The organism is Pseudoalteromonas sp. MIP2626 (genome assembly GCF_013414205.1).
In the GTDB taxonomy this organism is placed as follows: domain Bacteria; phylum Pseudomonadota; class Gammaproteobacteria; order Enterobacterales; family Alteromonadaceae; genus Pseudoalteromonas; species Pseudoalteromonas nigrifaciens.
Window position 1 is genome coordinate 23,830 of record NZ_JAATTW010000026.1, and the last position, 25,426, is coordinate 49,255.

The window sequence follows — 25,426 nt, forward strand, 5'->3', positions numbered from 1 at the left end:
GTTAACACCATGATTATTGTTTCACTGTGAGCAGCTTGTACTTTATCTAAGATGCAAATAAGCAGTGAGCGCTGGTCATACTTAACACTTTACATACTTAAAAGTAATCAAGTGGATCACAACACATTATATCAGCACGGCATGCTGAAACAGAAAATACCTAATTAAAACAGATAATATCTAGGTATTTTATTTTTACTATTCAAGGAGAATAAATAATGAAATTAACTAAATCAATTTTAAGCTGCGCAGTTGCAGTTGCAATGGGTGCAAGCTTCGCTTCTTATGCAAATACAGATACTAAATCAGCCTCAAATTCAGAAATAGGTACGGCCATTTCTGTAATGAGCGCATCAAATAACATGACTTTGATACAAAACAACAACAATAACGATGCATTATTAGTACAAGTAGGTGATAACAACACCATGCTTGCTACCATTGATGGTAATGAAAATTACACAGAAATTACGCAAAACCAAACTGGTAATTACGCAGGCGTTGCTACTGTGGGCAATAGTAATACAGAAGAGTATTCTCAAGATGGTGTTGCTAACGGTTTAATCTCGCAAGTAACCGGTGATTACAACTCTTTAGTTGTTGCCCAAGAGGGTGTTGGCTTTTTAGTAAATAACGAAGCTATAAACATTATCACGGGTGACGATAATACGATTGATGTAGCTCAGGGTGCTGGTGGCCATTGGTTTTATAACCTTGATATGCAAGGTAATGCCAACGAAATCAGTGCAGTACAAACTGGTGAATGGCACGAAGCTGAAATAACGTCATTAACCGGTGATCAAAATACTATTGATATTGAGCAATCAGGGGTTTATTGGAACGCATTTACAATCAATTCTTTACAAGGTAATGATAACGACCTTGATATTGAACAAGATGGCTCGCGCAACATAGCAACCTTTAGCGATGTATCGGGTGATGCTAATGAGCTAAAAGTTGAGCAAGATGGTGAATCTAATGCAGTTAACTTTGCTGCTATTGTTGGTAGTGATAACGAAATAGACCTTGATCAAGAAGGTACTAGCAATACAGCAGATTCGGCTCTATTTTTAGGCAATAATAATGAAATTACTATTACTCAGTTAGATACTCTCAACTCAGCTACAGCTGAATTAATTGGTGATAATAACGAATTAACTGCAACTCAAAATGGCTTTGGGAACGAAGCATACATGGGTGTTATTGGTTCAGATAATGAGTTTTTAATTAACCAAGTTGGTGATTTAAATGCCGCACATCTGGTTAACTTTAATGGTACTGGTAACGATGTAGATGTATTTCAAAATGGTGAAGAAAATACAACTGTTGTAGAGTCTTCTTACCCTAATACGGCACTAACTTCTAATGATAACAATATTGATATCATGCAAAGTGGTGTAGCAAATGAAACCATGGTTACGCTTGCTGGTATATTAGATAGTAATACAAACCAAATTGATATATCGCAAACAGGTGAAATCAACTTAGTTGACATTATGGTTGAAGGTAGCGGCCATAGTATTGATATTTCACAAGAAGGTGAAGGAAACTGGGTTACAGGTATGGATCAGTCAGCCTTTTTAATTGGTGGAGAGGATGTTTCATTTACTGTTAATCAAATTGGTAACGATAACCTTGTTCAAGGCGGCATAATCGGCTCGAACAGCATGGTATCTGTTACGCAAATTGGTGACGGAAATACTGCTACAGTTACGCAAATGTAATTGCTAAGGTGGGGGGGAGGTATACTTCCCCCCTTTTATAATATGAAAAATAATAAAAGCAAATATATTAGCTACTTACTCTCAATTTTACTGTGCTTCTCACCTACAGTATTGGCAACTGATGAACTAGAAATAGATGGCTTATTACTCGATAGAAGTATTAGCCGTTTTGGCCATCAGTTTTATTACAAGTTTTCAAACTACTGGAGAGACTTACCTTCAACTGCGGGTTTTAATATTGAAATAAAAGAAACCGTGCTACCTAAGGCTGGCACCAGGCTTTCTTTAATAATGAATAACCAACTTATTTATGCAACTTATTTAGGTCGTAGGTTAGAGCCTCTTGACGAACGCGTTGAACAAGCAGTTTATATTGTAATAGATGCAATGGCTCGCTCAAACATGGCTGTATCGTCTCCCGATATGGCTGTAAACGGATGGTAAAATGAATAAAATACTACTTATAATAATAACTCTAAGCTTTTCAGCTAGTGCAACTGAATTAATTTACACCCCAATTAACCCAAGTTTTGGCGGCAACCCACTCAATGCAAATATGTTGTTGAGTAAAGCTCAAGCGCAAAACAAACACAAAGCACCTGTCATCGAAAGAGATTATGCAGAACAATTTCAAGACTCTTTACAGCGTACTTACCTAAATAGAATGGTCAGAGAAATTACCAATATGGCATTTGGTGAAGACTCTGAAGACAGTATATTTAATCAAGACTCTATATTTATGAGTGGTGACTACCAAATTGAAGTGATCACCAGTACCACAGATACTATTACTGTAAAAATAACAAATATGCTAGATGGCACCATTGTGATCATCGAAGTACCGAGGTTTGGATAATGTATAAACTGCTAATAACAATAATATTACTTACTTTAACGGGCTGTACAACGATAGGAAATTTAATTCCGCCATCGCAACAAAAAGCCATAAGTTTAGAGCCTACTGAGATTTTTGCTGATTTAAAAAACTTACCCAAGCCAATGGGCAGTATTCCCGTCTCTGTTTATTCATTTAGAGATCAAACGGGTCAATACAAACCGCAAACGAATGTTAGCTCTTTTTCAACCGCAGTTACTCAAGGGGCTAATTCCATATTAATTCAGGCATTGCATGAATCAGATTGGTTTACACCGGTTGAGCGCGAAGGGTTGCAAAACATACTAACTGAGCGGAAAATCATTCGTGCTGCCCAGTCAGAAAACCCAAATCAAGCCGATTTACCGCCATTAACAACAGCTAAAATTATTTTAGAAGGCGGTATTATTAGTTATGACACCAATGTAAAAACCGGTGGCCTAGGAATGGAGTACTTTGGTATAGGTGCATCTGAATTATATAGAGAAGATGCTATATCTATTTATTTACGTGCCGTAGACGTACGTACAGGGCAAGTATTACTCTCGGTAGCAACCAGTAAAAAAGTATTGAGCCAAGAAATGCGTGCTGGTTTTTTTAGGTATGTAAGCTATAAGCGCCTTGCCGAGGCAGAAGCTGGCTATAGCGATAATGAACCTATGAGCATTTGTGTTACTCAAGCAATTGAAAAAGCGCTCACTGATCTTATAACCAAAGGTATTGATAAAGGCTTGTGGGCTAAAAAAGTAAGTTAATAGCAAACAAAAATGGCTACTTATAAAAGTAGCCATTTTTTAATGCATGTAATTATTGTTTACTCATAGGTAATAAAACCGATATATAACGCTGCGCCCAGTTAGCTAGCTCAATCCTATTACGAGAACTTGTTTTTTTAAATGCGCTGTATAAATGAGTTTTGACTGTATGATCGCTAATATTTAATTTATCTGCGATAACACTATTACTCGCCCCTTGTGCTATTAGATGAATAACTGAACGCTCTCGTTTAGTTAAATGTTGATAATCGTCCTGCTTTAATTCTATGCCTTCGTGTAAACTATTAAACGAAGAGGTTGCAACTAAAATATCGCTAAATGCTTGGGAAAGTATCATTCTAGTAAACCATAATTCGCCCGCATTTATTTTAACTAAACCTTTAAAAACTTCCTCACTTGGCGTCGACTTATAAAACACACCATTAACATGGTTAAGTAGTAAGTTTTTCTCACATATTGCTTTACGCTCAACATTAAATATCACCACATTATTTTGCCTCGCTAAAGCGATTAAATCTGCAGGTACAAGGTTGTGCCAATTATGCGTGGCGCCATCAATTAGATACAAAGTATATTGTGAACGTTGCTCAACGTTTGGCAGTGCATCATCCATATTTATAGTGTTGAACAAAGCCTGGAGGGTTCTTAAAATATCCTTATAACTATACGAGTAAGCCGATGATTTTAAATTTGTTTTTATAAAAGCTGATTGCTGTAACATGAAACTCTTCCTTAGAATTCTTATGTAACACTACCTAATTTTTGAACAACTTACAATACAGTTTTTACATTCGTTCACAGTTGTTAACCACCTGTTTTGCATCTCACGATAAGCATGCTTTGCAGTCTCTTACGTATCTATTTATTTAACCCAAACTAACTATTACTTATTGCAGAACACACTGTAATTAACGAAGCCAAAATTAACATCAGTAGAGGAAAACTAGTAATAGTCATTTAGAATAAAGCTGTAAAACAAAAGCAATCAATAAATTTAGTTTATAGTCGCTTTTAACTTATTTAACGCATCAACTGAAAAGCCTCTATCGTAAAAATAAAGTATTTTACCGCTGTTATTTATAAGGACTACACGGGTATTGTTAGGATTTTGATTACCAGTGAATTTTTGTACTTTTTCGCCGTCCTTATAAATAGTGATTACCCCAGCCCAAAGCTCTTTTGGAATTCCTTTACGCATACCACTGTCTATAAATGCACTAAACATGCGAGGTGCCATACCAGCAATAGTGGGTAGTTCGTAGGTAGGAATAACTACACCACTCATATCTAAGCCAATTAACCAGCGATCAATGTCAAACTGACTATCTTGCTTATAGCCTATAAGCAAAAGTGTTTTATCTGCAGTAAGACTGCTTGGAATAGTCACTTTATTTTGCGTTAAACTTTCGCCGTCAATCCTTGGAAATTGTTTACCAATTACTTGCTGATTTGGGTACTGAGTAGAACATGCCGCTAAAAATATAAATAAAAAAGCAGTGAGTATTGATTTAGCCATAGTAAATCCTAATTATAATTTTTAAAGTAACACCTGTGCTTTTATATACGCTAAGCGTTACTTTATCGATTAGCTATATACTCTTTAAATTCTAAAATAGGCATAGGCCGGCCATACTTCCAGCCTTGCCCGTAATGTACCCCTGCTTCTTTTAAAATGACTTCTTGCTCTGTTGTTTCTATGCCCTCTGCCACACAGGTATAACCAAATTTATGTACCAACTCCATAATATTAGGGATCATAGAGGCTTTTAAGCCTTCCGTAGCTATGTCTTGTACAAATGAACGGTCTATTTTAAGCTGATGGAAACTCAAATTATGTAAGTTTTTTAAGTTTGAATAACCAGTGCCAAAATCATCAAGCGACAAGCGAAAACCCGACTCGATTAATGTTTTAAAATAGCCATGAGCAATAGTTGAATCTAAATACTCGTCTTCGGTAATTTCTAAACAAATTACAAATTTAGATTGCATTAACCCGGCTATTTTCGGTAATGACAACACATTTCCTTGCTCTACATCACAAGGAAAAATATTTAATGACACCTTTAATCCACTTGGTAACTGCTCTGCACTTTCTAACTCATTAAGTACAGTGTTAATCATTATTTTGGTAAAAGACCAAGTTAAATTAATTTGTCTAAGTATAGGAATAAATTGATCCGGTGTAAGCACCCCGTAATCATCTTTAAAACGCGCAAGTACCTCGCAACCAATTATTTTTCCGCTTTGTAAGTTAACTATTGGCTGATAAACCCAATAAAAATTACCGCTCTTTAATCCCCTACGTATCCTGCTTACAATTGAGCGGCGCGTAGTTAGGTGCTCATCAACTAATAAGCCACACGAAATACTCACCAAGCAAATTAAAATAAACGAAATAATGAATAGTTGACGATTATCGGTAAAAAATACATCCCATGGCAAATACAAGGCAACACAATAATTTCTATTATTATTACTGCACGTTATATTCGTTTCGTAATGTAAATAGTCATTACTTTTTATATTATTATGAAGCCCTGTTTGCCCAGCTAAATGAAATAAGTTTTCAGATTCTTTATAAAAAACCTGCCAATTAGGCGTTACAATAATTTTAGGATCGAATACTTCTGATTTTAATATGAGGTTATAGTTGCCTTGGCGAATAATTAGTACTTTTAGTGGGCGCTCGGTAAAGAGTAATAAGTAAAGTTCAGGCTCAAAGCGTATGCCTATTTGTGAGGGGCTGTTTTTATTTACAGTATAATCTGGTTGGTTATCTGGTAAAGGATTTTCAAGCATACCAGTACCTGTAGTACAGATTAATGTATTATTTTTAAAGTAGCCTATATCAATAGCAAACTTGGCATCAAATAGCATCCGCCGCATAGCAAGTAAATTCGCTTCGTTACAAGTAGTAAAATTTAGGTTATTTAATTTAGTTAAAACACGAACGCTCTCCTCTACACCATCGTCTACTTGGGAGAGTAAATATTGTGAGTCTGAATGTGTTTGCGCTACTAATTTTTGACCCGCAAAGTACAATAAAATAAAGCAACCTAATGCAAATATAAATCCACCTGATAGCAGTACTACTATTATTTTTTTAGGATGCTGTTTCATTGTAAATTGAGGTATCCCCATTTATGCAAAGTCCTTTAATAATCACATAAGTAACTGAAAATTCAAGTTTCTGATAATATATTTACAATAAATATTTAAAAATTAAAACTCACGAATAATCGCCTCTAATGCATCACTAATTTTTTGATGCTGTTTTTCGTCTAAATGCACACCATCCTCATTTGAAACACTCACAATCCTTGCCAAATCATAAAATGAGCATTGTTTTATGCTAGCAACATTTGCAAATGCTGCTGCTAATTGCACTACTTTTTGCTCTGCCCCTTTGTATACGCCTGCGTAACTTCCTACTTCTCGTACATGAGCGGGACTAAGTATTAAAATTTTTGGAGAGCCTGGCGCATTGCTTTGCTCATAAAAATTCAATATTGAATCTATTAATGCTGTTAACCCAGCGGCAATATCGTGCACATTTAAACTAAACCGATTTTTCAGATCGTTAGTACCTAAATCTATAATAATTAAATCTATTTTAAGTTCATTTAAGTAAGACTGTAAATAAGTTACGCCCGATAACTCACCTGCAAACGGTGGGTTGTTTACTAAAGCACGGTTAGGCTGCCCAGCTTCTATTATTGTAAAATTAGCCCCTAACTTTACAGCAAGCTTTGCTGGCCAGCGCACTGTAGCACTAAATCGTTTTCCTGTTTGCGGATTTAAACCCCAAGTATTGGAATCCCCAAAGCATAATATGTTTTTTATCATTAAAAAGGGTTTAGCGTATAGCCCTGCTGTTGTAACTGCGCATGTGCTGTCATTGCCGATAACGACATTTTTACGCCTTTTATTAACTGCTCAGGAGCTACTTTATAATGCGTGGCCGACTGCCCACATACATAAACCACCGTATTATTAGCAAGTAATTGCTCAATTAAGCTTTGATTTTTGTTATCGACTTCAAAGCGGTTTTTATATGTATTATTATCAAGCACATCTACGCTTGCACTGCCATGTATTACGAGTGCCAGCTCTATATTTTCTGGTTTAATACCATGTGCTATATGCATATTAATAAACCGCGCTAAAGAATTCATACCATTATTCTGCTCACCTTTTTGCGCGCCTTTGCCAACATCAAAGGCAATTTTAAAATGTGTGTTTTGCGTTATAGGTGCATGTGAGGGTACATTATAAAAAAAGCCAAAGTCTTTTATTGCGGGCTCTAAGTCATTCGCAAATACTGGCAGGCTTACAAACATTAGGCCAAGACCTAAAATAAAAGATTTCATTAATATTATTCCTTTTTATTTTTAATATTTTAATTAATAGTCATTTTTTGAACTACTTTAAGCTATCTACGAGTAATGTTTTACCCTAGTTGCCAATAATAGTAGCCGCCAAATAACGCACTGCAGTTAATAATTATGGTGAGCCAAAGTACGGCTATAAAAATACGCTTTTGTGATTTATGCCTAAACCATTGCTGAGCGATTAACGCCCCCGGCCAGCCACATAATAATGCTAAAAGGTGTAAAGTTCGCTCAGGCACTCTCACCACTGGCTGCTTTTTACTCATGGCCAAACGTTTGTCCCATTTATAAACTAAAATGGTAATTGTACTCATAACTACGTACACACTTGCGGCAATTGTGGGCCAATAGCTAAACAGCCCTCCTACGGTTAATACACACAAAAAACCAATCGAAAAAAGTAATAATGCTTTTTTAATCAAGTAACTCTCACCTATACTGTATCTAGGCCATACCCAGATTCACTTATACTAGGCAGTAATTATGTCATATTTAAAAACACTGATACTAACCTTTTGCATTGTATTTACAACCATTGTAAATGCACATCCAGCTGATTTAGCTAAAGAGCTCAGCGCATTTAAGCCATATTTAGGCACATGGCAGGCTAATTTTACAGTCCCTGAAGGCGCAAAGCCAAAGCAAGACATTAGTAAATGGCAGCGGGCTTTAAACGGTAAAGCTATTCGTACTATACATTCAATCAATGAAGGAGAGTATGGCGGCGAGTCGATGATATTTTACGATAGTAAAAAAGACTCATTAGTATTTTATTATTTCACTACGGCGGGGTTTTACACTAAAGGCACAATGAAGATACTTAGCCCTACTCAGTTTGTAGCCTATGAAGAAGTAACGGGAAATAAAGAAGGCATAACTAAAGTTAAGTCTACCAGCGAAATTAAAGGTGATGAATTTATTGTATCAACCTCGTACTTAAAAAAAGGCGAGTGGACTAAACCTGCACCCCGAACCTATACACGCAGTAACCAGCAGGTTAAGTTTCAATAAAGCGTTTATAACAACATTTAATTGAAAAAGGCAGCCAAGGCTGCCTTTTTCATAACTACTTAGAATTTATAAACTACTTTATGAATTTTTTAAATGGTTCATCAACTGGCGTATCTGCAAGGTGGTTAGTGTAGTTACTCATTACTTTTTGCGATAAGCCTACAATAATTTCAAGCAGTTGTTGCTTGCCATAACCCGCTGCAAAAAACTTTTCAATCTGCTCATCACTTATCACACCGCGGTCACGTGCCATTGCAAGTGTGGTTTCACGAAGTGCTTCAAGCTTAGGATCAGCAAGTGGTGTTTTATTTACTAGCGAATCAACAATACCTTGATCAACTTTCATTGACGCTGCAATTGCACTGTGGGCTGGCACACAATAATGACAGTTATGTTCAACGTTAATTGATTGCCATACAACCGTTAATTCTTCAGCATTAAATGACGTGTTTTGAAACAGCTCATGCAGTACTTGATAACCTTTAAGTAAAGTAGGTGCTTCTGCCATTACTGCATGTAGGTTCGGTACCATACCAAACGCAGCTACTGAATCGGCCATAAGAGATTTTGATTCTTCAGGTGCATTTTCTGCTGTATATAAAGTAAATTCTGTCATGTTTAGCTCCAATAAATAATTAGTTAGTTAACTTCGAGACACATACCATTTGATTTTGAGCAGTTGTTCAACTTAAAATTGAGCATGTGTTCAAATAATTGAGAAATGAGATGGCGAATAAGATTAAGTTTGAGCGTGAGACAGTTGTCCGCCTTGCAAGTCAGCTATTTTGGGAAAAGGGTTTTCATGCAACATCGACGCGTGATTTACAAGAAGCTATTAATATGCGACCTGGCAGTATCTACTCTGCTTTTGGCTCTAAGGAAGGGCTTTATATTGAGTCTTTACGAGACTACACAGTACAAATGGAGAGCCAGATTAAAGAGTGCCTATCCACATCAGATACTATTTTGGGTGGGCTGCGCGCTTTTGTTGAAAATGTAATAACAAAAAAAGAAAGTGCGCCTAGTGCTATTTGTATGCTGGTAAAGGCCAACTGTGAATTTGCAGATAAAGACAGCAATTTATATCAACTAAGCTTAGATTTAATTGATAAATTTGAAAACTACCTTTCGGTTCTTTTTGAACAAGCAATAGCAAAAAATGAGTTAAGTAATAATATATCTGCGCAAGAGTATGCACGCTTTTTTGAAGTGCAGTTTACTGGTTTACGTGGTTATTTTAATCGCCCGGGTGTTGAGTCACTGGCTCAGCCAATGATAGATCAAATGTTTAAGATCATAAAAAGCTTATAAACGTCTCATTTTAGTTATTTGAACAAAAACGGCAGTAATTTAAATTACTGCCGTTTTTATTTTGTCTCAGTGCTAAATAACTATTACGTTTTTAACTTATTAAGTTCTGAGTCTTGTTGCGCAACTAATTTATTAAGTACTTCACTGCTGTCACCTGCTTGTGAAGATAAATCAGATAGCTGCGAAGCCGCGTCTGATATCAGCGTTAAATTACGGTTTATTTCTTCGCTCACTAAGCTTTGCTCTTCAGCTGCGGTAGCAATATGCGTAATTTGATTGGTAATTTCGTCCACTTTAATTACCACGCTGTGCAGTGCATCAAACGCTACTGAAGTTTCATCAACTGCACTTTGTGCCCGTACTACGCCTTTTTCGATAACCGTTGAGGCATTACCTACTTCAAGCAACAAGCTATCAATTAATCGACTAATATCATCGGTTGATGAGCGCGTTTTTGACGCCAGTGCACGCACTTCGTCTGCAACAACCGCAAAGCCTCGACCATGATCACCCGCTCGTGCAGCTTCAATTGCAGCATTTAGCGCAAGTAAGTTAGTTTGCTCTGAAATAGTACGAATAACATCTAAAATTTGCGTTATGTCGTTACTGCGCGATGCCACTTTTTGCACCGCTTGGTTAGCTTCTTTAATTTCCTCAGACATGGTTTTAACTTGGCTCATGGCTGATGACAAACTCGTTTCACTGCTTACCACTAAGCTATTAATTTCACCCGCTTGTTGCGCCGATTGTTCTGATGCGCGAGCAACTTCAAGTGCAGTTGCGCTCATTTCATTCATTGCAGTAACTACGCTTTCAATTTCGTGAAACTGCGCTTGTACATTATGTTTAGTGTCAATAGCAATATGCTGGGCAATTTCACCTTGCTGCTTAGTTTGATCAGACACATCTTTTAGCTGTGCAATTAACACTCTAAGCTTAGTTAAAAATCGATTAAAGCCATCGGCTAATGCAATTAGCTCTGCATGCGACTCTACATGCAGCGTATGGGTTAAGTCGCCCTCCGAGCTGGCAAGGTTATCAACGCGTTGCTGAATTTGCTGCAATGGAGCAACAATACTGCCAATAACTAGCTTCATAACAATAAAAGCAACAACTGCAATTGCTAAACCGGTTATTAAAATAATAACCCCTAGTGACTGCGCAGTTTGCTGCATATTTTGCGAAAGTGCTTGCGGCCCAGCCAGTGCAAGCTCTGCTGGCACTTCTATAATTAACGACCACTGCCTATTAGCAAGCTTGATATTAATTGGGTAATTAACTAAATACTGATCGTTAGCTTTAAAAATACCACTGTGATCTTTTAGCTTTTCTAAGTTATTAATCGTTACTGCGTTAACAGCTTCTTTAAAAGGACGCCCTAATTTAGATTTATAATGGCTGCTACCAACCACTAACCCAAAATCACTCAGCAAGGTTACTTTTGCTTTGCCATTATAAAGTTGCTTAGAAAGCTGCTCTGTCATGGTTTGAAATGTAGGTAGTGTTAAGTCAGCGCCAGTAATACCAATAAACTGCCCTGATTTTAAAATAGGCACTGTTAAAGACGTTAGCATAACCGAATCGCCAGAGGGAATTTCGTATAGGTAGGGTTCCATAATACACGGCTTAAGTGTGTCTTTAGCACATAAATACCAATGTGCCTCTCGAATACCAAACTCGTTAAGTGTTGTAATGTATTTATCTGCGGCGTTAGCTACTTTTTGCTGTTCAATAACACCGTTTTCGTCGCGGGTAATATATACTTCAAGTGTGCCAGCACCATCAACAGAATGTTTATAACCTTGCTGAAAGTAGGCGTCTTGGCCGTCAAAAGCGTTGGCTTCAAACTGTGAGTAAACCGATGATAAAAGAGTGTTTTTTTCAATAATAGCGTGGTTAATACTTACCACTGTATCTCGGTTTAAGCTATTTTGCTGTGCTGCGTCGCCAAGTAATGCTGCCAATGTATAGGGAATTCGGTAGGCTTCGTTAATAAATCCAGCTATTCTTTCACCGTAAACAGCCGCGTTTGCATTAAGTTTTTCTTCTACTTCAGCAACTATATATTCTTCAGACTTGGCCGCTAAATCTTTATTACTTAATGACAACTGCCACCATAAAATACTCGAAAGTACTAATACAGTTATAAATATACTGCCCACTGAGAGCCACAATAACTTTTTTGCTAACGCTATTTCCCGCATTCATCACACCCTTTAATTAATTAACGTATATAGTTTAGTTGATCTATAAAATGAAGCTATTAATTTAGTGTAAAAACAGCAATCTCATACAAAAGTTTAGCCTTCATGTTTAGCCAAAAAAGCGGTGGCTATTGCAGCCATAATGAGTAAAAAAACACTAACCCATAAACACGCCACTAACCCATAAAGCTGAAATACCCAACCAGAAAGCACAGTACCCAGTAAGCGCCCCATGGCATTGGCCATGTAATAAAAGCCTACATCGAGCGACACACCATCACTGCTGGCAAAGCTCACTATTAAATAACTATGTAGCGATGAATTAACAGCAAACACCCCACCAAAAATAAATAAGCCCACTATAAGCGTATAATTTACCGCACTATTAAATTGCATTAGCAGCGCTAAAACGCCAGTTACAACGCACAATAGCGTAACCCATTTATATGCTTTATTAACTGTATTAAAACCAGAGGTAATAACTTGCCCAGTAATTCGCGGTGCTTGCGATTGCACTAACCCATACGCTATTACCCACAGTGCCATAAAGCCACTCACCCAAGTATGGTTCCAGTTAAATTGCGTGGCTAAATACACAGGCAGAGCCACTACAAACCACACGTCTCGCGAGGCAAATAAACACAATCGTGCGGTGCTAAGTAAATTAATAGCGCGAGATTTAGAGAATAACGTTTTAAATTTAGGTTTGTTTTTGGCCTTACCTATATCGCCTTTTAAAAAGACTAAACTTATAACCCAGGCAACACTCAATAAAACGATTAAAGTAAACAACGCACCAACAAAACCAAATAAAGTAAGCAGTACCCCACCTAAAAAGAAGCCCACTCCTTTTAATGCATTTTTAGAGCCTGTAAGTATGGCAACCCATTTATATAATTGACTTTGCCCACTGCTGTTTTGCGGCACCAAATATTTAATCGCGCTTTTGGCGCTCATTTTATTAAGATCTTTGGCAATCCCACTTAACGCTTGTGCTGCCATTACATAAGCAACCGTTAACCAATCTGTTGGCACGCAAAGCATAGCAAGCGCAAGTATTTGCAGCCCTAAGCCTATATTCATGGTTTTATTTAAGCCAAGTTGCGCTCCTAACCATCCCCCCACTAAGTTAGTGATCACGCCAAATATTTCGTAAAACAAAAACAACATAGCAATCGCTAATGCGCCATAACCTAACTGATGAAAATACAGCACCACTAACATTCGCAGTGCGCCATCGGTTAAAGTAAAAGCCCAATAATTGCCGGTAATGATAAAATACTGTTTTAGTGAGCTTGGTAAGTTAGCTAGTTGCGCAAACATTAAATTAGCCTATTAATTTGATTGATCACTTAAACCAACTTTTAGCATTAGCTCTGCAGTACGATTTGCATAGCCCCACTCGTTATCGTACCAAGCGTATAATTTAAGCTGAGTGTTGTTAATTACCATAGTTGAAAGCGCATCTATTATGCTGCTGCGCGGATCGGTTGCGTAATCAATCGATACCAGTGGTTTTTCCTCGTAACCTAAAATACCTTTAAGCTCGTTATTAGCCGCACTTTTAAACCAGCCATTTACTTCATCTTCACTAACGCTGCGCTGCAGTTCAAACACACAATCGGTAATTGAGGCATTAGTAAGTGGTACACGTACAGCATGGCCGTTTAATTTACCTTTAAGCTCAGGAAAAATATGCGTAATGGCTGTTGCGCTGCCTGTTGTTGTTGGTATTAAACTTGTGCCACAAGAACGTGCTCGGCGTAGGTCTTTATGTGGTGCGTCAATAATGGTTTGCGTGTTGGTAATACTATGAATAGTGGTTATGGAGCCGTGTTTAATTCCCACTTCTTGTTGCAGTACCTTCACAATAGGCGCTAAGCAGTTGGTGGTACAGGAGGCCGCAGTAACTATTTTGTGCTCACTTGGCTTATAAAGATGATCGTTCACCCCTACTACTATATTTAAAATGCCCTCTTCTTTTACCGGTGCGGTCACCACCACGCGTTTAACACCTTGGGCTAAATACGCATTTAGTAACTGGGTAGTTTTCATTTTACCGCTGGCTTCTATTACTACATCGCAACCAGACCAATCGTTGTCGTTAATGGTTTTATGGTTGCTTACAGTTATATTGTGTTTGCCAACCTCAATAATATTATTAGTAGCAGTAACAGGGTGATGTAGACGCCCATGCACTGAGTCAAACTCCAATAAATGGGCATGGGTTTTAGCATCGCCCGCTATATCATTTACTTTTATAAACTCTATATTTGGCCAGTCAACCGCTGCGCGCAGCGTTAAACGCCCCATACGGCCAAAACCGTTAATGCCTACTTTAATGGTCATAATAAAATACCTTTTGTTATATTAATTACTTAATCTGAACTCTGGTTAAGAGATTTACTAACGTATTGAGTCATAGTTATATTTAATTTTATTTTCTCTAGCCAGAGGTTTTCAGTGAAAATAGCTGCTTGAGATAAGTTTATTACCCACAGATCAGGTTACTTAGCAACAGCGCTCAGGGCGATTACCCATAGCATTTAAGCGTTCTAAATCGCTTTTATAAAATGATGCTGTTGCAACACGTGTTTGCGTAATTACTATTTGTGCCCAATCTGGTAGCGCCTTATTAATACTGTAGTACACCCATTGGTTTTGTTTTCGATCTGTGAGCAATCCGCATTGGCGAAGCTGTGCTAAATGACGTGACACTTTAGGTTGGCTTAAATTAAGTGCCGCAACTAATTCGCAAACACATAACTCTTGCTGATCAGCAATAAGCAGTATGGCCTTTAAACGTGTATCGTCCGCTAGGCATTTATAAAATTGCAGGGGGTTGAATTGTTCCATAGCGTCCTCGTATCGTTAATATGTACACAATAAAACAAAAACTGAATATATGAAATAGTGAATATACGATTTTTCGTATATTTATTTTTATGACCTCAAAAACAAAAAAGCACACAAGGTTATTGTGTGCTTTTTAAATATTAGCGAGTTTTGTTATTAAATAACCGACAGCTCAACTTCAATATTACCGCGTGTTGCGTTTGAATATGGGCATACTAAGTGCGCTTTATCTACAAGCTCCTGTGCTTGCGCTTTATCCATATCACCCAGCGACACTGCTAGCTTAACTGCAATACCAAAACCACCGTCAATAGCGCCAATCGACACTTCTGAATTAATGTGCGTGTCACTTGGCAGAGTAATTTTCTCGCTGCCTGCTACAAATTTAAGCGCGCCAATAAAGCATGCCGCGTAACCTGCTGCAAATAATTGTTCAGGGTTAGTCCCTTTACCATCATCGCCGCCTAAGCCTTTAGGAGTTGATAAATCTACATTTAAACGACCATCATCAGATTTAGCTGTGCCTTCACGGCCACCGGTTGCAGTTGCTTTTGCTGTATAGGCAACGTTTTGTAATACATTCATAATGAACTCCACAATTTAAAAAGTTAATTTATTTAGTTTGTGTGCAAAATAATAGAACAACTAAATATAGATTGCAAATACTTTGCATGCAAATTAAAATGCACTTTATTCAGCAAAGAGGTTAAAGCATGTCGTTTGAGCAGTTAAAATTAAAAAATCAGCTATGTCATCGTTTATATATGGCATCTAATAGTATTGCTCGCGCTTATAGGGAGCCTTTAGCTGAACTTAATTTAACTTATCCGCAGTATGTAGTAATGATGGCATTGTGGGAGCAAGACCAAATAACCATTGCCGAGCTTATAAATAACACCGCGATTGATGGCAGTGCAATGACCCAAATACTAAAAAAAATGACCGACAAGTCATTACTTGCCGTAGTAAAAGACGAGCACGACAAGCGCAAGCGTTTAGTGCAACTCACTCAACAGGGGCAATCACTAAAGCTAAAAGCGGCTGATATACCTAGCAAAGTGCTGTGTAAATTTAATAACGTAAATGCAGAGCAAGCAAAACAACTAATGCAGTTACTCGACTTAGTCGTTAACGATTTATCTAATTAATTACATAAACCGTTTAAAATAGCGCGTGTATCAAATAAGTGCCTACAGCCCAAAAAACCCACCATATAAGTGCAAAAAGCTAGCAACTTTTTTATATAAAAACACTAATTCATTGATTCGTATTCATAAAATATTCAATTAAACGTTGGCATACTTCTTCCTATCACTTTATGTGTTTAAAAAATTTCAAAGGAAAAGCTATGTTTAATTTATATCACACACTTTATTTATTATGGCGTTTAGATGTTAGTTTTTGGCAAGTAAACGAGCCAAATAATCCGCGTACTACCGCTGATAAAGAGCGTATTCTCAGCCGTTAAGCTTTTCTTGTTGGTGTCGCTTTGCAAGTAAACCCAATGCATTGTATTGTTAGTTCTATTAAACAATTTATTTGGAATGTGTATGCCTGCCTTAGAAGTTAATTTTGATGGTTTAGTTGGCCCTACCCACAATTATGCGGGGTTATCGTATGGTAACGTTGCTTCGTTAAATAACGCCGCTAGCTTTTCAAATCCCCAAGAGGCGGTGCTTCAAGGCCTTGAAAAAATGAAAGCCATGCACGACAAAGGCTTAACTCAAGGTGTATTTGCCCCCCATGCACGTCCCGACTTAAATATACTGCGCCGCCTGGGATTTAGCGGTAACGACGCGCAAGTTATTAATAAAGCTTTTAACGCCGATCCTATTTTATTACGCGCATGTTATTCAGCCTCAGCAATGTGGACAGCAAACGCCGCAACTGTGTCGCCATCGCCCGATACAACCGATGGCAAAGTGCACTTTACCGCTGCAAATTTAAATAATAAGTTTCATCGCTCTTTAGAGCCTGCCACCACAACGCGGTTGTTAAAAGCAATGTTTAATAACCAAAACCACTTTGCGCATCATACCCATTTACCCGATCAAGGCTTTTTTGGTGATGAAGGTGCAGCAAACCACACCCGTTTTTGCGACAGCCATGGCGAGCAAGGCCTAGAAATGTTTGTATTTGGGGCCAGTGCATTTAACAGCCATTTACCAAAACCGGTTAAGTTTCCTGCAAGGCAAACACTCGAAGCCTCTGAAGCTATTTGCCGCTTACATAATTTAAAAGATACCAGCCAAATTTTACTGCAGCAAAACCCTGATGTGATTGACCAAGGGGTTTTTCATAACGACGTTATTGCAGTAGGTAATGCCAACGTACTGCTGTGCCATCAGCAAGCATTTTTAAATCAGCAGCAAGCATTGCAAGATATTCGCGAAGCCTACATTGGTAATAAACAATTTTATATTATTGAAGTACCTACAAGTAAAGTAAGTATTCAAGATGCAGTTAGTAGCTATTTATTTAATAGCCAACTAGTAAGCCTAAGTGATGGCTCTATGTTATTAGTAGCGCCAAAAGAGTGCCAACGTAATAGCGCAGTTAACGACTACATTGAAGAAATGATCATGGCCGATAACCCTATAAACCAAGTACGCTTTTTTGATTTACGCCAAAGTATGCAAAATGGCGGCGGCCCAGCTTGCTTGCGTTTACGGGTTGCTTTGAACGAGCAAGAACTCGCTGCAGTAAACCCAGACGTTATTTTAACCGACACTAAATACACACAATTGTGTAACTGGGCACAACGTAACTACCGCGACCAATTAGGTGCTAAAGACTTTGCCGACCCAGCACTGCTGAGCGAAAGTTACCAAGCACTTGATGAGCTAACCCAACTACTTAATTTAGGCTCAGTGTACGACTTTCAATTAGAAGGTTAATTACTTACTTAAGCTAAATAACCTGAGCTCCGGATAATAAACTTATCTCAAGCAGCTATTTTCAGCACTAACTGCGTTGAATTTACTTGCAATAGGCCAGCTATTGACGCGTAAATTCGCCTTGTTTTCACTGAAAACCTCTGGCTAGAGAAAATAAAATTAAATATAAATACGATTCAATACGTTAGTAAATCTCTTAACCAGAGTTCAGGTTAAATAATTACAAACGATACAACAAAAAATAGCGAGCCTTAGCTCGCTATTTTTATGTGTGCTGATAATGCTAATATTAATCTACTTTTGCAGTGTCTTTATTAATTGTAACGCTTGTTGCTAGCGACTCAGGTAAGTGCAAAGTGCGCTGCGGGAATGGAATTGTTAGCCCTGCTTGCTCAATAGACTCTTTAACGCGCTTATTAAGATCCCACACTGTTTGCCAGTAATCACCATTTACAGTCCATGCGCGTAATTGTAGGTTTACCGAACTTTCGGCTATAGATACCACCATTACTTTTGGCGCTGGCTCTGCTAGTAAACGCCCTTCTGAGCTGGCTATTTGTTTAAGTACATTTAAGCCATCATCTATTGAGTCGGCATACGAAATACCCACTACAATATCCATGCGTCTTTTACCGTTACGGGTAAAGTTTTTAATATTACCACCCCACACTTTGCCGTTAGGAGAGGCTATATAAAGGCCGTCGGTGGTTTTAAAAATAGTAGTGAATAAGTTAATTTCGCTCACCGTACCCGATGTACCACTGGCATCAATAAAGTCACCTACTTTAAAAGGTCTTAATATTAATAACATAATACCTGCAGCTATATTACTTAACGTACTTTTTAACGCCAAACCAATTGCTAAACCTGCAGCGGCCATTAGTGCCACTAAACTGGCGGTATTGACCCCAAAAATATCTAAAATAAATAACGAGCCAATTATATAAACCAAGTAACTCGAAAGGCGAGAGATAATAGGCAGCAAAGTTTTATCTAATTTATTAAGCGGCGATTTAGAGCCATTAACTGCTCTTTTAACAGCGCGGGCAATTACGCCACTGGCAATTAAAATCACCAAAGCTAAAATCACTTTGTATCCTAAAGTGATGATTGTTTCTGAATGGCTTTGCCAAAATGCTAAAAGTTTATCTTTCATGTTTGTTCCGATAAATGTGGCTGAAACTCAGCAAAATTATGGTTAAATTTAATAAAAACGACTTCAAAAGAAGTGGCGCGAGTATATAGTAAAAAACAATTAAATCGATAAAATTAAAAACCATTTAAAACAGCATGTTAAAAGTTCTAACTCTTCATATTTTTAATTCAATTTAGGTTAAGGGTTAAATACATACACTTAACAAATCAAATAAAAGGAACCAAGCATGAACTTTAAATCAACAATATTAAGTAGCGCTATTATTTTTGCCTTAGCAGGCTGTGGCTCATCAAATGACGAGGCTGAAACAACCCCACCGCAAGCAAGTGATAAAACCACTTTTAGTTTAGGCATTTCCGACGCACCAGTCACTGGTTTAAAACAAGTTAACGTGGTGTTTGATTCAATAACAATTAAAGCCCAAGCAGGTGAAGAAGTTAGCTTTGCAACTCGCTCTAAAAACGATTCCACCTTAGCGCAAATGGTCAATTTACTAGACTATACGGGCGACGATATTTTTCAATTACTTGACGATCAAGAAGTACCTGCTGGGGATTATTCGTGGATCCGCGCACAAGTGATAAACGGCGACACGAACAACCTTAGCTTAACATCTCACGTAGTTTATGAAGACGGCAGCATTGCACCGCTTATCGTAAAAAGAAAAGGTAACGATGGCGTGGGTGAAATTCAGCTAGATGGCTTTACACTCAATCAAACCGACAACGAGTTTGTATTAGAGTTTGATTTAAAAAAATCGTTAGTTGATCCACAAAATAATGACGAAATATTTTTAAAACCTCGCGGCGTGCGTTTACAAAACCTTTCTGAATCACAAGATATTGAAGGCACTGTAAGCCAAACACTTATAAACAATTGCGAGACTGATAACATTGCTCTTGCCGCTGATGATTCATCATTTGGTCATGCTGTTTACCTTTATTCTGCGCAAGCACAAACCCCTACTGATATGCATGAAATAGATGACCAAACGCCTGATAACGCTCCGTTAGCGACTGCCAATGTTGTATTTGATGCGGACGATAATGAATACGAATTTGAACTCGCATTCGTAACACCAGGCGACTACCAACTTGGTTATACGTGTAGCGCACACATAGACGATGCAGAGCAAGTAGATGCTGACTTTAATGTTTATCAACTGAAACAAATTAGTCTAACGCAAACTGAAGATTTATCAGTCAGTTTTGACATAGCACAATAACTGCATGGCGCACATTGAGCTGCGCCTTTATTCATTTGTTAACAAGGAAAAAACCATGGCAAAAGAGAAAATAGTACTCATAACCGGCGCTTCTAGTGGCATTGGTGAAGCAACGGCAAAAACCTTAGTAAACAACGGTCATAAAGTTATATTAACCGCCCGTAGAGAAGAGCAACTTAACCAACTTGTTGCCGAGCTAGGATCAGATAACGCACTGGCTGTAGCCGCAGATGCAACCGACTTTACCGCGCTTGAAAATGTGGTAACAAAAGGCATTGAAAAGTTTGCCCGATTAGATGTAGCCTTTGCTAACGCAGGTATGGGCGTTTCAACTGCTGGCACCGAAAAAGGTGATCCCGATGAGTGGTCAACCATGATCGATATAAACATTAAAGCCCTATTGTGGAGCGCAAAATTAACACTGCCATATTTACGCGAAACCACCGGACACTTCATTTTAACCAGCTCTGCCGCTGGCCGTAAGCCAATTGGCGGCTCTATTTACGGTGCAACTAAATGGTTTGCTTATGGCTTTGGACAAAACTTAGCACAAGAAATGAGTGAGTGGAATGGCCGCTGTACAACCATAGCACCAGGTATGGTAAATACCCCATTTTTTGATGAAGCTAAACCCGACAAACTCGACCCACAAGATGTCGCTGACGCAGTACTTTTTGCTATTGAAGCAAACCAGCGCAACAGCGTACGCGAAATTTATTTAATGCCGACTAATTAAATGTAGCTTGGTAGATTTTGGCTGTCAGGTTTAATACAAGTGGTATTAAACCTGGTGGTTGCTTGTCCTAAATGTGGGCTGAGAGCTGTTTAAGAGAAAAATTTTGGTCGTTTAAAAGCCCTGTTATATTTTTTAAACTGCACTTGTCGCTCTATTTTAATTTGCGATTTTCTTAGTAATCAAGATGGATTCAGCCAAATTTTCATACTAGTGGATTTACTTGTTAACCGTATTTAATTCTGTAAAAGAAACCTGCGTAAATCTCGCTCTTGTCGCATTACATGTAAAATATAAACCTTATCATTTTCAATTTTATAGAAAATACGACACGGATTAACAATAACTTCTCGGTAGTTTAAGTTATTTAGCTCAGCAGGCCTTTTACCTGATTCTGGATGATTTTCTAACCTTGATACTTTCTCAAATACTTTTTGAACCAATTTTTTAGCCACAATCAGATTATTTAAAGCAATATATTCAGCAACATAATTTAAATCATCGAGAGCTGGAGATGTCCATATTATTTCAGCCATTTACTCATTTTCTCTTTTGCTTCTTGATTAGAGAATAAATGGCCATTTTTAATAGCTTGTTCACCGCGCGCTACACCTTCAAGGATTGCTATTCGTTGTTGCATGAATTCATAATCATCAACATCAACTAGATAAGCAGATGGTTTACCATGTTCTGTAATTAACACAGGCTCTTTTGAAGTATGAAGATCAGCTAATATTTTAGTAGCTTGGCGTTTAAGAGTCGTAACTAGCTCAACTTTCATAAAAAATCCTATCTAGAACTTAAGTAATGTATCACTATAGTATCACAGCAGCCGGAGGTTACAACGGCACGACTAAAAATTAGCCTACGATATTTGTCATTTCACAAATAAAAATATCCCTATATTACAACAACTTAACCAAGCTATAAAATAAACAACTGTAAACAGTTAGTTAGCTTCGCCTTACCTTTTCTAAATGTAGCAAAACCCCAAAATGGTGGAGTTCAGTAATATCAGACGTATAGCTGATTAATTATACCCGTTGATTATTAATTAAGTGGTTATATTTAAATACCTGTGTTTAAACTAATAACGCGTTCACCCTTAAACTTGTAACTCGTTATTGCTTATAAAATTAGTTAAAAATCACAATCTACTTCTATTGAATCCTTATTAATTTTACTTCATATTAAATACTCTTATTTCTCACTTATTATGCTGTTATGTCATTTTTAAAATTTAGCCATGCAATCATTCTCACACTTGCTAGTACCTTACCGCTTATAAGTCATGCTGCGCTTGATAAAAATGAGCGTGAAATAGTAAAACAGGTCGATAAAAACATTCCCCAAGCACTTAAAGAAATAGAGCAAGCCGTAAATATTAATAGCGGTTCGCTTAATATTGAAGGTGTAAAAAAAGTAGGCGCGCTTACAAGCGAGCAACTTAAGGCCATTGGTTTTAAAGTAGAATGGCTGGATGGCAGTGCGTTTAACCGCGCAGGGCATGTATTGGCTACCTTTGAGAGTAAAAACCCCGATGCAATAAAAATACTGATGATCGGCCATCTAGATACAGTCTTTGCCAAACACGATGATTTTACAACCTACAAACAGCTTGATGCCGATACAGCCAGTGGCCCAGGCGTTGCCGATATGAAAGGCGGTAACACGATAATAATTACCGCACTTAAAAGCTTGCAAGCGCTTAACTTACTTGAAAATGTAAGCATAAAAGTAATACTCACTGGCGATGAAGAAAGCAGCGGTCGTCCGCTTAGCTTATCTAAACAAGCCATTGTTGATGCGGCAATGTGGGCAGATGTTGCTTTAGGCTTTGAAAATGGCGATAACAATATTAAAACCGCCATGGCGGCGCGCCGTGGTTATACCGGCTGGACGCTAAACGTAAGTGCTGCAGCGGCGCATTCGTCGCAAATATTTAGTGATAATGTAGGCTATGGCGCTATTTACGAAGCATCGCGTATTTTAAATAGCTTTAGAGAACAACTTGCCACACAACCTAATTTAACTTTTAACCCAGGGCTTATTGTCGGTGGCACAAATGCCGACTACGACAGCGCTAATTCGTCAGCAACTGCGTTTGGTAAAAGTAATGTAATAGCACAAACCGTACATATAGCAGGCGATTTACGCGCACTTTCACCAAAACAATTAGAAAACGCAAAAAGGTCAATGCAACTCATTGCTAGCAACAGTTTAAATGGCAGTAAAGCAGAGCTTATTTTTGAAGACGGTTACCCGCCAATGGCATTAACTGATGGCAATAAAAAGCTATTAGCATTATACAGCGACGCAAGCCACGACTTAGGCTTCAACAAAGTAGTAGCTGCCAACCCACGCAATGCAGGCGCTGCAGATATTTCGTTTGCCGCAAGCCATGTTAATATGGCGCTTGATGGCTTGGGCTTAATGGGCAGTGGCGCGCACACTAAAAACGAAACGGCCGATTTAACCAGCCTTGATAAAAACATTAAAAAAACGGCATTACTCATTTATAGATTAGGCCAGTTATAAGCACCTTTAAATTGGTTCTAATCGGTTAGCCGCAACTTGCATTGCAAACTTACGCAGTGCTTTAAGTTGCGGGCTTTCACTTTGCCAATAATGCCAGTACAAGGGAGTATCAATATAATACTCTGGAAATAAGTCAACTAACCCTCCTTTTTGCAGGGAATCACCGAGCTGCAAAGTCGGCAATAAACCATACCCTAGGCCTGCTATCATGGCTTGTTTAAATCCTTCTGATGAGGGATATATATGCATATACTCTGGCGTTGAGCCGTTAATATCGGCTAAGAACTGGTGCTGTAGCTTGTCATATTCACTAAAAACTAAACACGGTACCTGCGCCAATTGCGTAAGCGAAGTGAGGTTATGCTGTTTAATAAAATCAGGACTCGCAATTGCCTTGTAACGTATAGCACCTAATGGGCTCGCTAATCCACCATTTACAGGCTCAGAAGATGAGCTAATACATACCATTACTTCGCCGTCTTTCATTCTTTTATGGGCGATGGATTGATCCTCTGAGATCACTTCAAATCTAAATTTACAATCAGATTCTGTATCTAGTATGGCAAGGGCTTCTGGCAACCATGTAGCTAGTGAGTCAGCATTGGCAGCCAACTTTACACTAAGAGGTGTGTTTAAGCTGGAGTGCTCGTTAAGTGCATCTACGTTTAAAGCAACTTCTAACTGCAGGACTTGTTGTAAATGATTAAGTAAACGCTTTCCAAGAGCGGTTGGCCGCGGTGGTTGCGTTCTAATAATTACAGGCTCTCCAAGTTTGGCTTCGAGTTGATGAATACGCCGACTTACTGCCGATTGCGTAATAAATAGCTTTTTAGAGGCTTTTTCAAACCCGCCTTCACTAATAACCGCCGACAGTGCATTGAGTAGTTGATAATCAATCATGAGTTTTACGCATATAACCCTAAATGTATTCATTGGATTTGTAACAGAATTATCAATACCCTGCAAGGCATTGAATAATTGAGTGGATTTTAAGTATGTCGTTTTTATCGGGTGTGGTGCTGGGGCTAAGTTTAATTATTGCTATTGGCGCGCAAAATATTTGGATTTTAAGCCAATGTATGGCTGGCGCTAATCGGTTTGTTTTAGCCACGGTATGCATTATTTGCGACGCGGCTCTTATTTTAATAGGTGTATTTGCAGCAAATGAATTACAACAATTATTACCGGGCTTACTGCCTTGGTTAACATGGGGCGGTATTGCGATGCTATTGTACTTAGCGTATGGATCTGCAATGCGAGCGATTAAAGGGACTTCAGGTTTAAAGATAAGCCAAGTAGAAAAAGTAAACTGGTGGGGTACTGCCCTTTCGGCCTTTGCAATCAGTTTGCTAAATCCACATGTGTATTTAGATACCGTGTTATTACTTGGCAATATTGGCGCTTTACAACCAAACCCAATGCATTTTGCACTTGGCGCTTGTGTTGGGTCAATAATTTGGTTCAGCACCTTAGTGCTTTTTGCACCTAAACTTAAAAGTATATTAAGTTCATCATTAAGATGGCGAATATTTGATACCACAATTGCAGTTATATTATGTTTTGTGGCGTTTGGGCTTTATAACGTACCTAACCAATAGTATCGAGTAGGGTGAGGCTTATGCCTCATCCCTCTCACAGAACCGTACGTACGGACCTCGTATACGGCTCCTGTACCCTTCACATTTTATCAACTTATTTCCTAAACGCTGATAAAGCAAGCCACCCCGTAT

At 38.2% G+C, this 25,426-nt stretch carries 28 protein-coding genes; 12 read left to right on the forward strand and 16 right to left on the reverse strand.

The annotated features are described in order from the left end of the window. Nucleotides 1-218: 218 nt before the first annotated feature. From HC000_RS11705 to HC000_RS11720, 4 genes are read left to right on the forward strand one after another with little or no spacing between them, the layout of a single operon-like run. Nucleotides 219-1,724, forward strand: coding sequence for a curlin (locus tag HC000_RS11705; protein WP_179807725.1), 1,506 nt, complete (start codon nucleotides 219-221; stop codon nucleotides 1,722-1,724). A 42-nt stretch (nucleotides 1,725-1,766) separates the two neighbouring features. Beyond that, nucleotides 1,767-2,168 carry a curli production assembly/transport protein CsgE gene (locus HC000_RS11710; RefSeq protein ID WP_179807726.1) on the forward strand — a complete coding sequence of 134 codons (402 nt, stop codon included), beginning with the start codon at nucleotides 1,767-1,769 and terminating at the stop codon, nucleotides 2,166-2,168. 1 nt (nucleotide 2,169) lies between these two features. Further along, nucleotides 2,170-2,580: a curli assembly protein CsgF gene (locus tag HC000_RS11715; RefSeq protein WP_011329831.1), complete on the forward strand. Its 411-nt coding sequence runs from the start codon at nucleotides 2,170-2,172 to the stop codon at nucleotides 2,578-2,580. Next, nucleotides 2,580-3,353, forward strand: coding sequence for a CsgG/HfaB family protein (locus HC000_RS11720; RefSeq protein ID WP_179807727.1), 774 nt, complete (start codon nucleotides 2,580-2,582; stop codon nucleotides 3,351-3,353). Before HC000_RS11715 ends, HC000_RS11720 begins: the two co-directional genes overlap by 1 nt. 52 nt (nucleotides 3,354-3,405) lie before the next feature. Here the strand turns inward: HC000_RS11720 and HC000_RS11725 are convergent, their stop codons facing one another. The 6 genes from HC000_RS11725 to HC000_RS11750 all read right to left on the reverse strand — a co-directional run bounded on the left by HC000_RS11725 (nucleotide 3,406) and on the right by HC000_RS11750 (nucleotide 8,187). Beyond that, nucleotides 3,406-4,095: a LuxR C-terminal-related transcriptional regulator gene (locus HC000_RS11725; RefSeq protein ID WP_179807728.1), complete on the reverse strand. Its 690-nt coding sequence runs from the start codon at nucleotides 4,093-4,095 to the stop codon at nucleotides 3,406-3,408. A 273-nt stretch (nucleotides 4,096-4,368) separates the two neighbouring features. Then, nucleotides 4,369-4,890, reverse strand: a complete 522-nt coding sequence (locus tag HC000_RS11730) for a hypothetical protein (protein ID WP_179807729.1) — start codon at nucleotides 4,888-4,890, stop codon at nucleotides 4,369-4,371. 62 nt (nucleotides 4,891-4,952) lie between these two features. Continuing rightward, nucleotides 4,953-6,515 carry an EAL domain-containing protein gene (locus HC000_RS11735; protein ID WP_257025509.1) on the reverse strand — a complete coding sequence of 521 codons (1,563 nt, stop codon included), beginning with the start codon at nucleotides 6,513-6,515 and terminating at the stop codon, nucleotides 4,953-4,955. An 81-nt stretch (nucleotides 6,516-6,596) separates the two neighbouring features. Beyond that, nucleotides 6,597-7,220: an SGNH/GDSL hydrolase family protein gene (locus HC000_RS11740; protein WP_179807730.1), complete on the reverse strand. Its 624-nt coding sequence runs from the start codon at nucleotides 7,218-7,220 to the stop codon at nucleotides 6,597-6,599. After that, entirely contained in the window at nucleotides 7,220-7,744 is a 525-nt protein-coding gene (locus tag HC000_RS11745; protein WP_086996818.1) for a DsrE family protein, read from the reverse strand. Before HC000_RS11745 ends, HC000_RS11740 begins: the two co-directional genes overlap by 1 nt. An 80-nt stretch (nucleotides 7,745-7,824) precedes the next feature. Then, nucleotides 7,825-8,187, reverse strand: a complete 363-nt coding sequence (locus tag HC000_RS11750) for a DUF1294 domain-containing protein (RefSeq protein ID WP_089369134.1) — start codon at nucleotides 8,185-8,187, stop codon at nucleotides 7,825-7,827. A 61-nt stretch (nucleotides 8,188-8,248) separates the two neighbouring features. On the opposite strand from HC000_RS11750, the gene HC000_RS11755 reads away from it, so the two are divergent. Beyond that, a complete protein-coding gene (locus tag HC000_RS11755; RefSeq protein WP_179807731.1) occupies nucleotides 8,249-8,776 on the forward strand; it encodes a hypothetical protein in 528 nt (175 codons plus the stop codon). 73 nt (nucleotides 8,777-8,849) lie between these two features. Here the strand turns inward: HC000_RS11755 and HC000_RS11760 are convergent, their stop codons facing one another. Next, nucleotides 8,850-9,392 (reverse strand): carboxymuconolactone decarboxylase family protein, encoded by a 543-nt coding sequence (locus HC000_RS11760; protein ID WP_011329822.1) that lies wholly within the window; start codon nucleotides 9,390-9,392, stop codon nucleotides 8,850-8,852. Between the two features lie 110 nt (nucleotides 9,393-9,502). On the opposite strand from HC000_RS11760, the gene HC000_RS11765 reads away from it, so the two are divergent. Further along, nucleotides 9,503-10,087, forward strand: coding sequence for a TetR/AcrR family transcriptional regulator (locus HC000_RS11765; RefSeq protein ID WP_011329821.1), 585 nt, complete (start codon nucleotides 9,503-9,505; stop codon nucleotides 10,085-10,087). 83 nt (nucleotides 10,088-10,170) lie between these two features. On the opposite strand, the gene HC000_RS11770 is transcribed toward HC000_RS11765, so the two are convergent. The 5 genes from HC000_RS11770 to HC000_RS11790 form a co-directional block, all read right to left on the reverse strand. Next, nucleotides 10,171-12,291, reverse strand: a complete 2,121-nt coding sequence (locus HC000_RS11770; protein ID WP_179807732.1) for a methyl-accepting chemotaxis protein — start codon at nucleotides 12,289-12,291, stop codon at nucleotides 10,171-10,173. A 96-nt stretch (nucleotides 12,292-12,387) separates the two neighbouring features. Continuing rightward, nucleotides 12,388-13,614: an organoarsenical effux MFS transporter ArsJ gene (arsJ, locus tag HC000_RS11775; protein WP_179807733.1), complete on the reverse strand. Its 1,227-nt coding sequence runs from the start codon at nucleotides 13,612-13,614 to the stop codon at nucleotides 12,388-12,390. Between the two features lie 12 nt (nucleotides 13,615-13,626). Next, nucleotides 13,627-14,640 carry an ArsJ-associated glyceraldehyde-3-phosphate dehydrogenase gene (locus HC000_RS11780; RefSeq protein ID WP_179807734.1) on the reverse strand — a complete coding sequence of 338 codons (1,014 nt, stop codon included), beginning with the start codon at nucleotides 14,638-14,640 and terminating at the stop codon, nucleotides 13,627-13,629. A gap of 162 nt (nucleotides 14,641-14,802) precedes the next feature. After that, complete coding sequence (locus HC000_RS11785; RefSeq protein WP_179807735.1) at nucleotides 14,803-15,147, reverse strand: metalloregulator ArsR/SmtB family transcription factor; 345 nt, start codon at nucleotides 15,145-15,147, stop codon at nucleotides 14,803-14,805. A 156-nt stretch (nucleotides 15,148-15,303) separates the two neighbouring features. Then, a complete protein-coding gene (locus HC000_RS11790) occupies nucleotides 15,304-15,732 on the reverse strand; it encodes an organic hydroperoxide resistance protein (RefSeq protein ID WP_011329816.1) in 429 nt (142 codons plus the stop codon). A 128-nt stretch (nucleotides 15,733-15,860) separates the two neighbouring features. On the opposite strand from HC000_RS11790, the gene HC000_RS11795 reads away from it, so the two are divergent. Then, nucleotides 15,861-16,295, forward strand: a complete 435-nt coding sequence (locus tag HC000_RS11795; RefSeq protein ID WP_179807736.1) for a MarR family transcriptional regulator — start codon at nucleotides 15,861-15,863, stop codon at nucleotides 16,293-16,295. 402 nt (nucleotides 16,296-16,697) lie between these two features. Further along, nucleotides 16,698-18,044 (forward strand): N-succinylarginine dihydrolase, encoded by a 1,347-nt coding sequence (gene astB, locus HC000_RS11800; protein WP_089369126.1) that lies wholly within the window; start codon nucleotides 16,698-16,700, stop codon nucleotides 18,042-18,044. A 289-nt stretch (nucleotides 18,045-18,333) separates the two neighbouring features. Here astB and HC000_RS11805 read toward each other — a convergent pair whose 3' ends face one another. Continuing rightward, nucleotides 18,334-19,200, reverse strand: a complete 867-nt coding sequence (locus tag HC000_RS11805) for a mechanosensitive ion channel family protein (protein ID WP_011329813.1) — start codon at nucleotides 19,198-19,200, stop codon at nucleotides 18,334-18,336. A 226-nt stretch (nucleotides 19,201-19,426) separates the two neighbouring features. On the opposite strand from HC000_RS11805, the gene HC000_RS11810 reads away from it, so the two are divergent. Together HC000_RS11810 and HC000_RS11815 are read left to right on the forward strand one after the other, a co-directional pair. Then, nucleotides 19,427-20,425, forward strand: coding sequence for a DUF4382 domain-containing protein (locus tag HC000_RS11810; protein ID WP_179807737.1), 999 nt, complete (start codon nucleotides 19,427-19,429; stop codon nucleotides 20,423-20,425). 55 nt (nucleotides 20,426-20,480) lie between these two features. Continuing rightward, nucleotides 20,481-21,161 carry an SDR family oxidoreductase gene (locus HC000_RS11815; RefSeq protein WP_179807738.1) on the forward strand — a complete coding sequence of 227 codons (681 nt, stop codon included), beginning with the start codon at nucleotides 20,481-20,483 and terminating at the stop codon, nucleotides 21,159-21,161. A gap of 233 nt (nucleotides 21,162-21,394) precedes the next feature. Here the strand turns inward: HC000_RS11815 and HC000_RS11820 are convergent, their stop codons facing one another. Both HC000_RS11820 and HC000_RS11825 read right to left on the reverse strand, forming a co-directional pair. Then, nucleotides 21,395-21,694, reverse strand: coding sequence for a type II toxin-antitoxin system RelE/ParE family toxin (locus HC000_RS11820; protein ID WP_089369124.1), 300 nt, complete (start codon nucleotides 21,692-21,694; stop codon nucleotides 21,395-21,397). Beyond that, nucleotides 21,682-21,939: a type II toxin-antitoxin system Phd/YefM family antitoxin gene (locus tag HC000_RS11825; RefSeq protein WP_011329809.1), complete on the reverse strand. Its 258-nt coding sequence runs from the start codon at nucleotides 21,937-21,939 to the stop codon at nucleotides 21,682-21,684. Before HC000_RS11825 ends, HC000_RS11820 begins: the two co-directional genes overlap by 13 nt. 443 nt (nucleotides 21,940-22,382) lie before the next feature. Between HC000_RS11825 and HC000_RS11830 the strand changes: the two genes are divergently transcribed. Beyond that, on the forward strand, nucleotides 22,383-23,696 hold the full coding sequence (locus HC000_RS11830; protein WP_179807739.1) for a M20/M25/M40 family metallo-hydrolase: 1,314 nt from the start codon (nucleotides 22,383-22,385) through the stop codon (nucleotides 23,694-23,696). Nucleotides 23,697-23,702: 6 nt separating this feature from the next. Here HC000_RS11830 and HC000_RS11835 read toward each other — a convergent pair whose 3' ends face one another. After that, nucleotides 23,703-24,596: a LysR family transcriptional regulator ArgP gene (locus tag HC000_RS11835; RefSeq protein ID WP_179807740.1), complete on the reverse strand. Its 894-nt coding sequence runs from the start codon at nucleotides 24,594-24,596 to the stop codon at nucleotides 23,703-23,705. A gap of 95 nt (nucleotides 24,597-24,691) precedes the next feature. On the opposite strand from HC000_RS11835, the gene HC000_RS11840 reads away from it, so the two are divergent. Beyond that, nucleotides 24,692-25,294, forward strand: coding sequence for a LysE family transporter (locus HC000_RS11840; RefSeq protein WP_179807741.1), 603 nt, complete (start codon nucleotides 24,692-24,694; stop codon nucleotides 25,292-25,294). The last annotated feature ends 132 nt before the right edge of the window (nucleotides 25,295-25,426 follow it).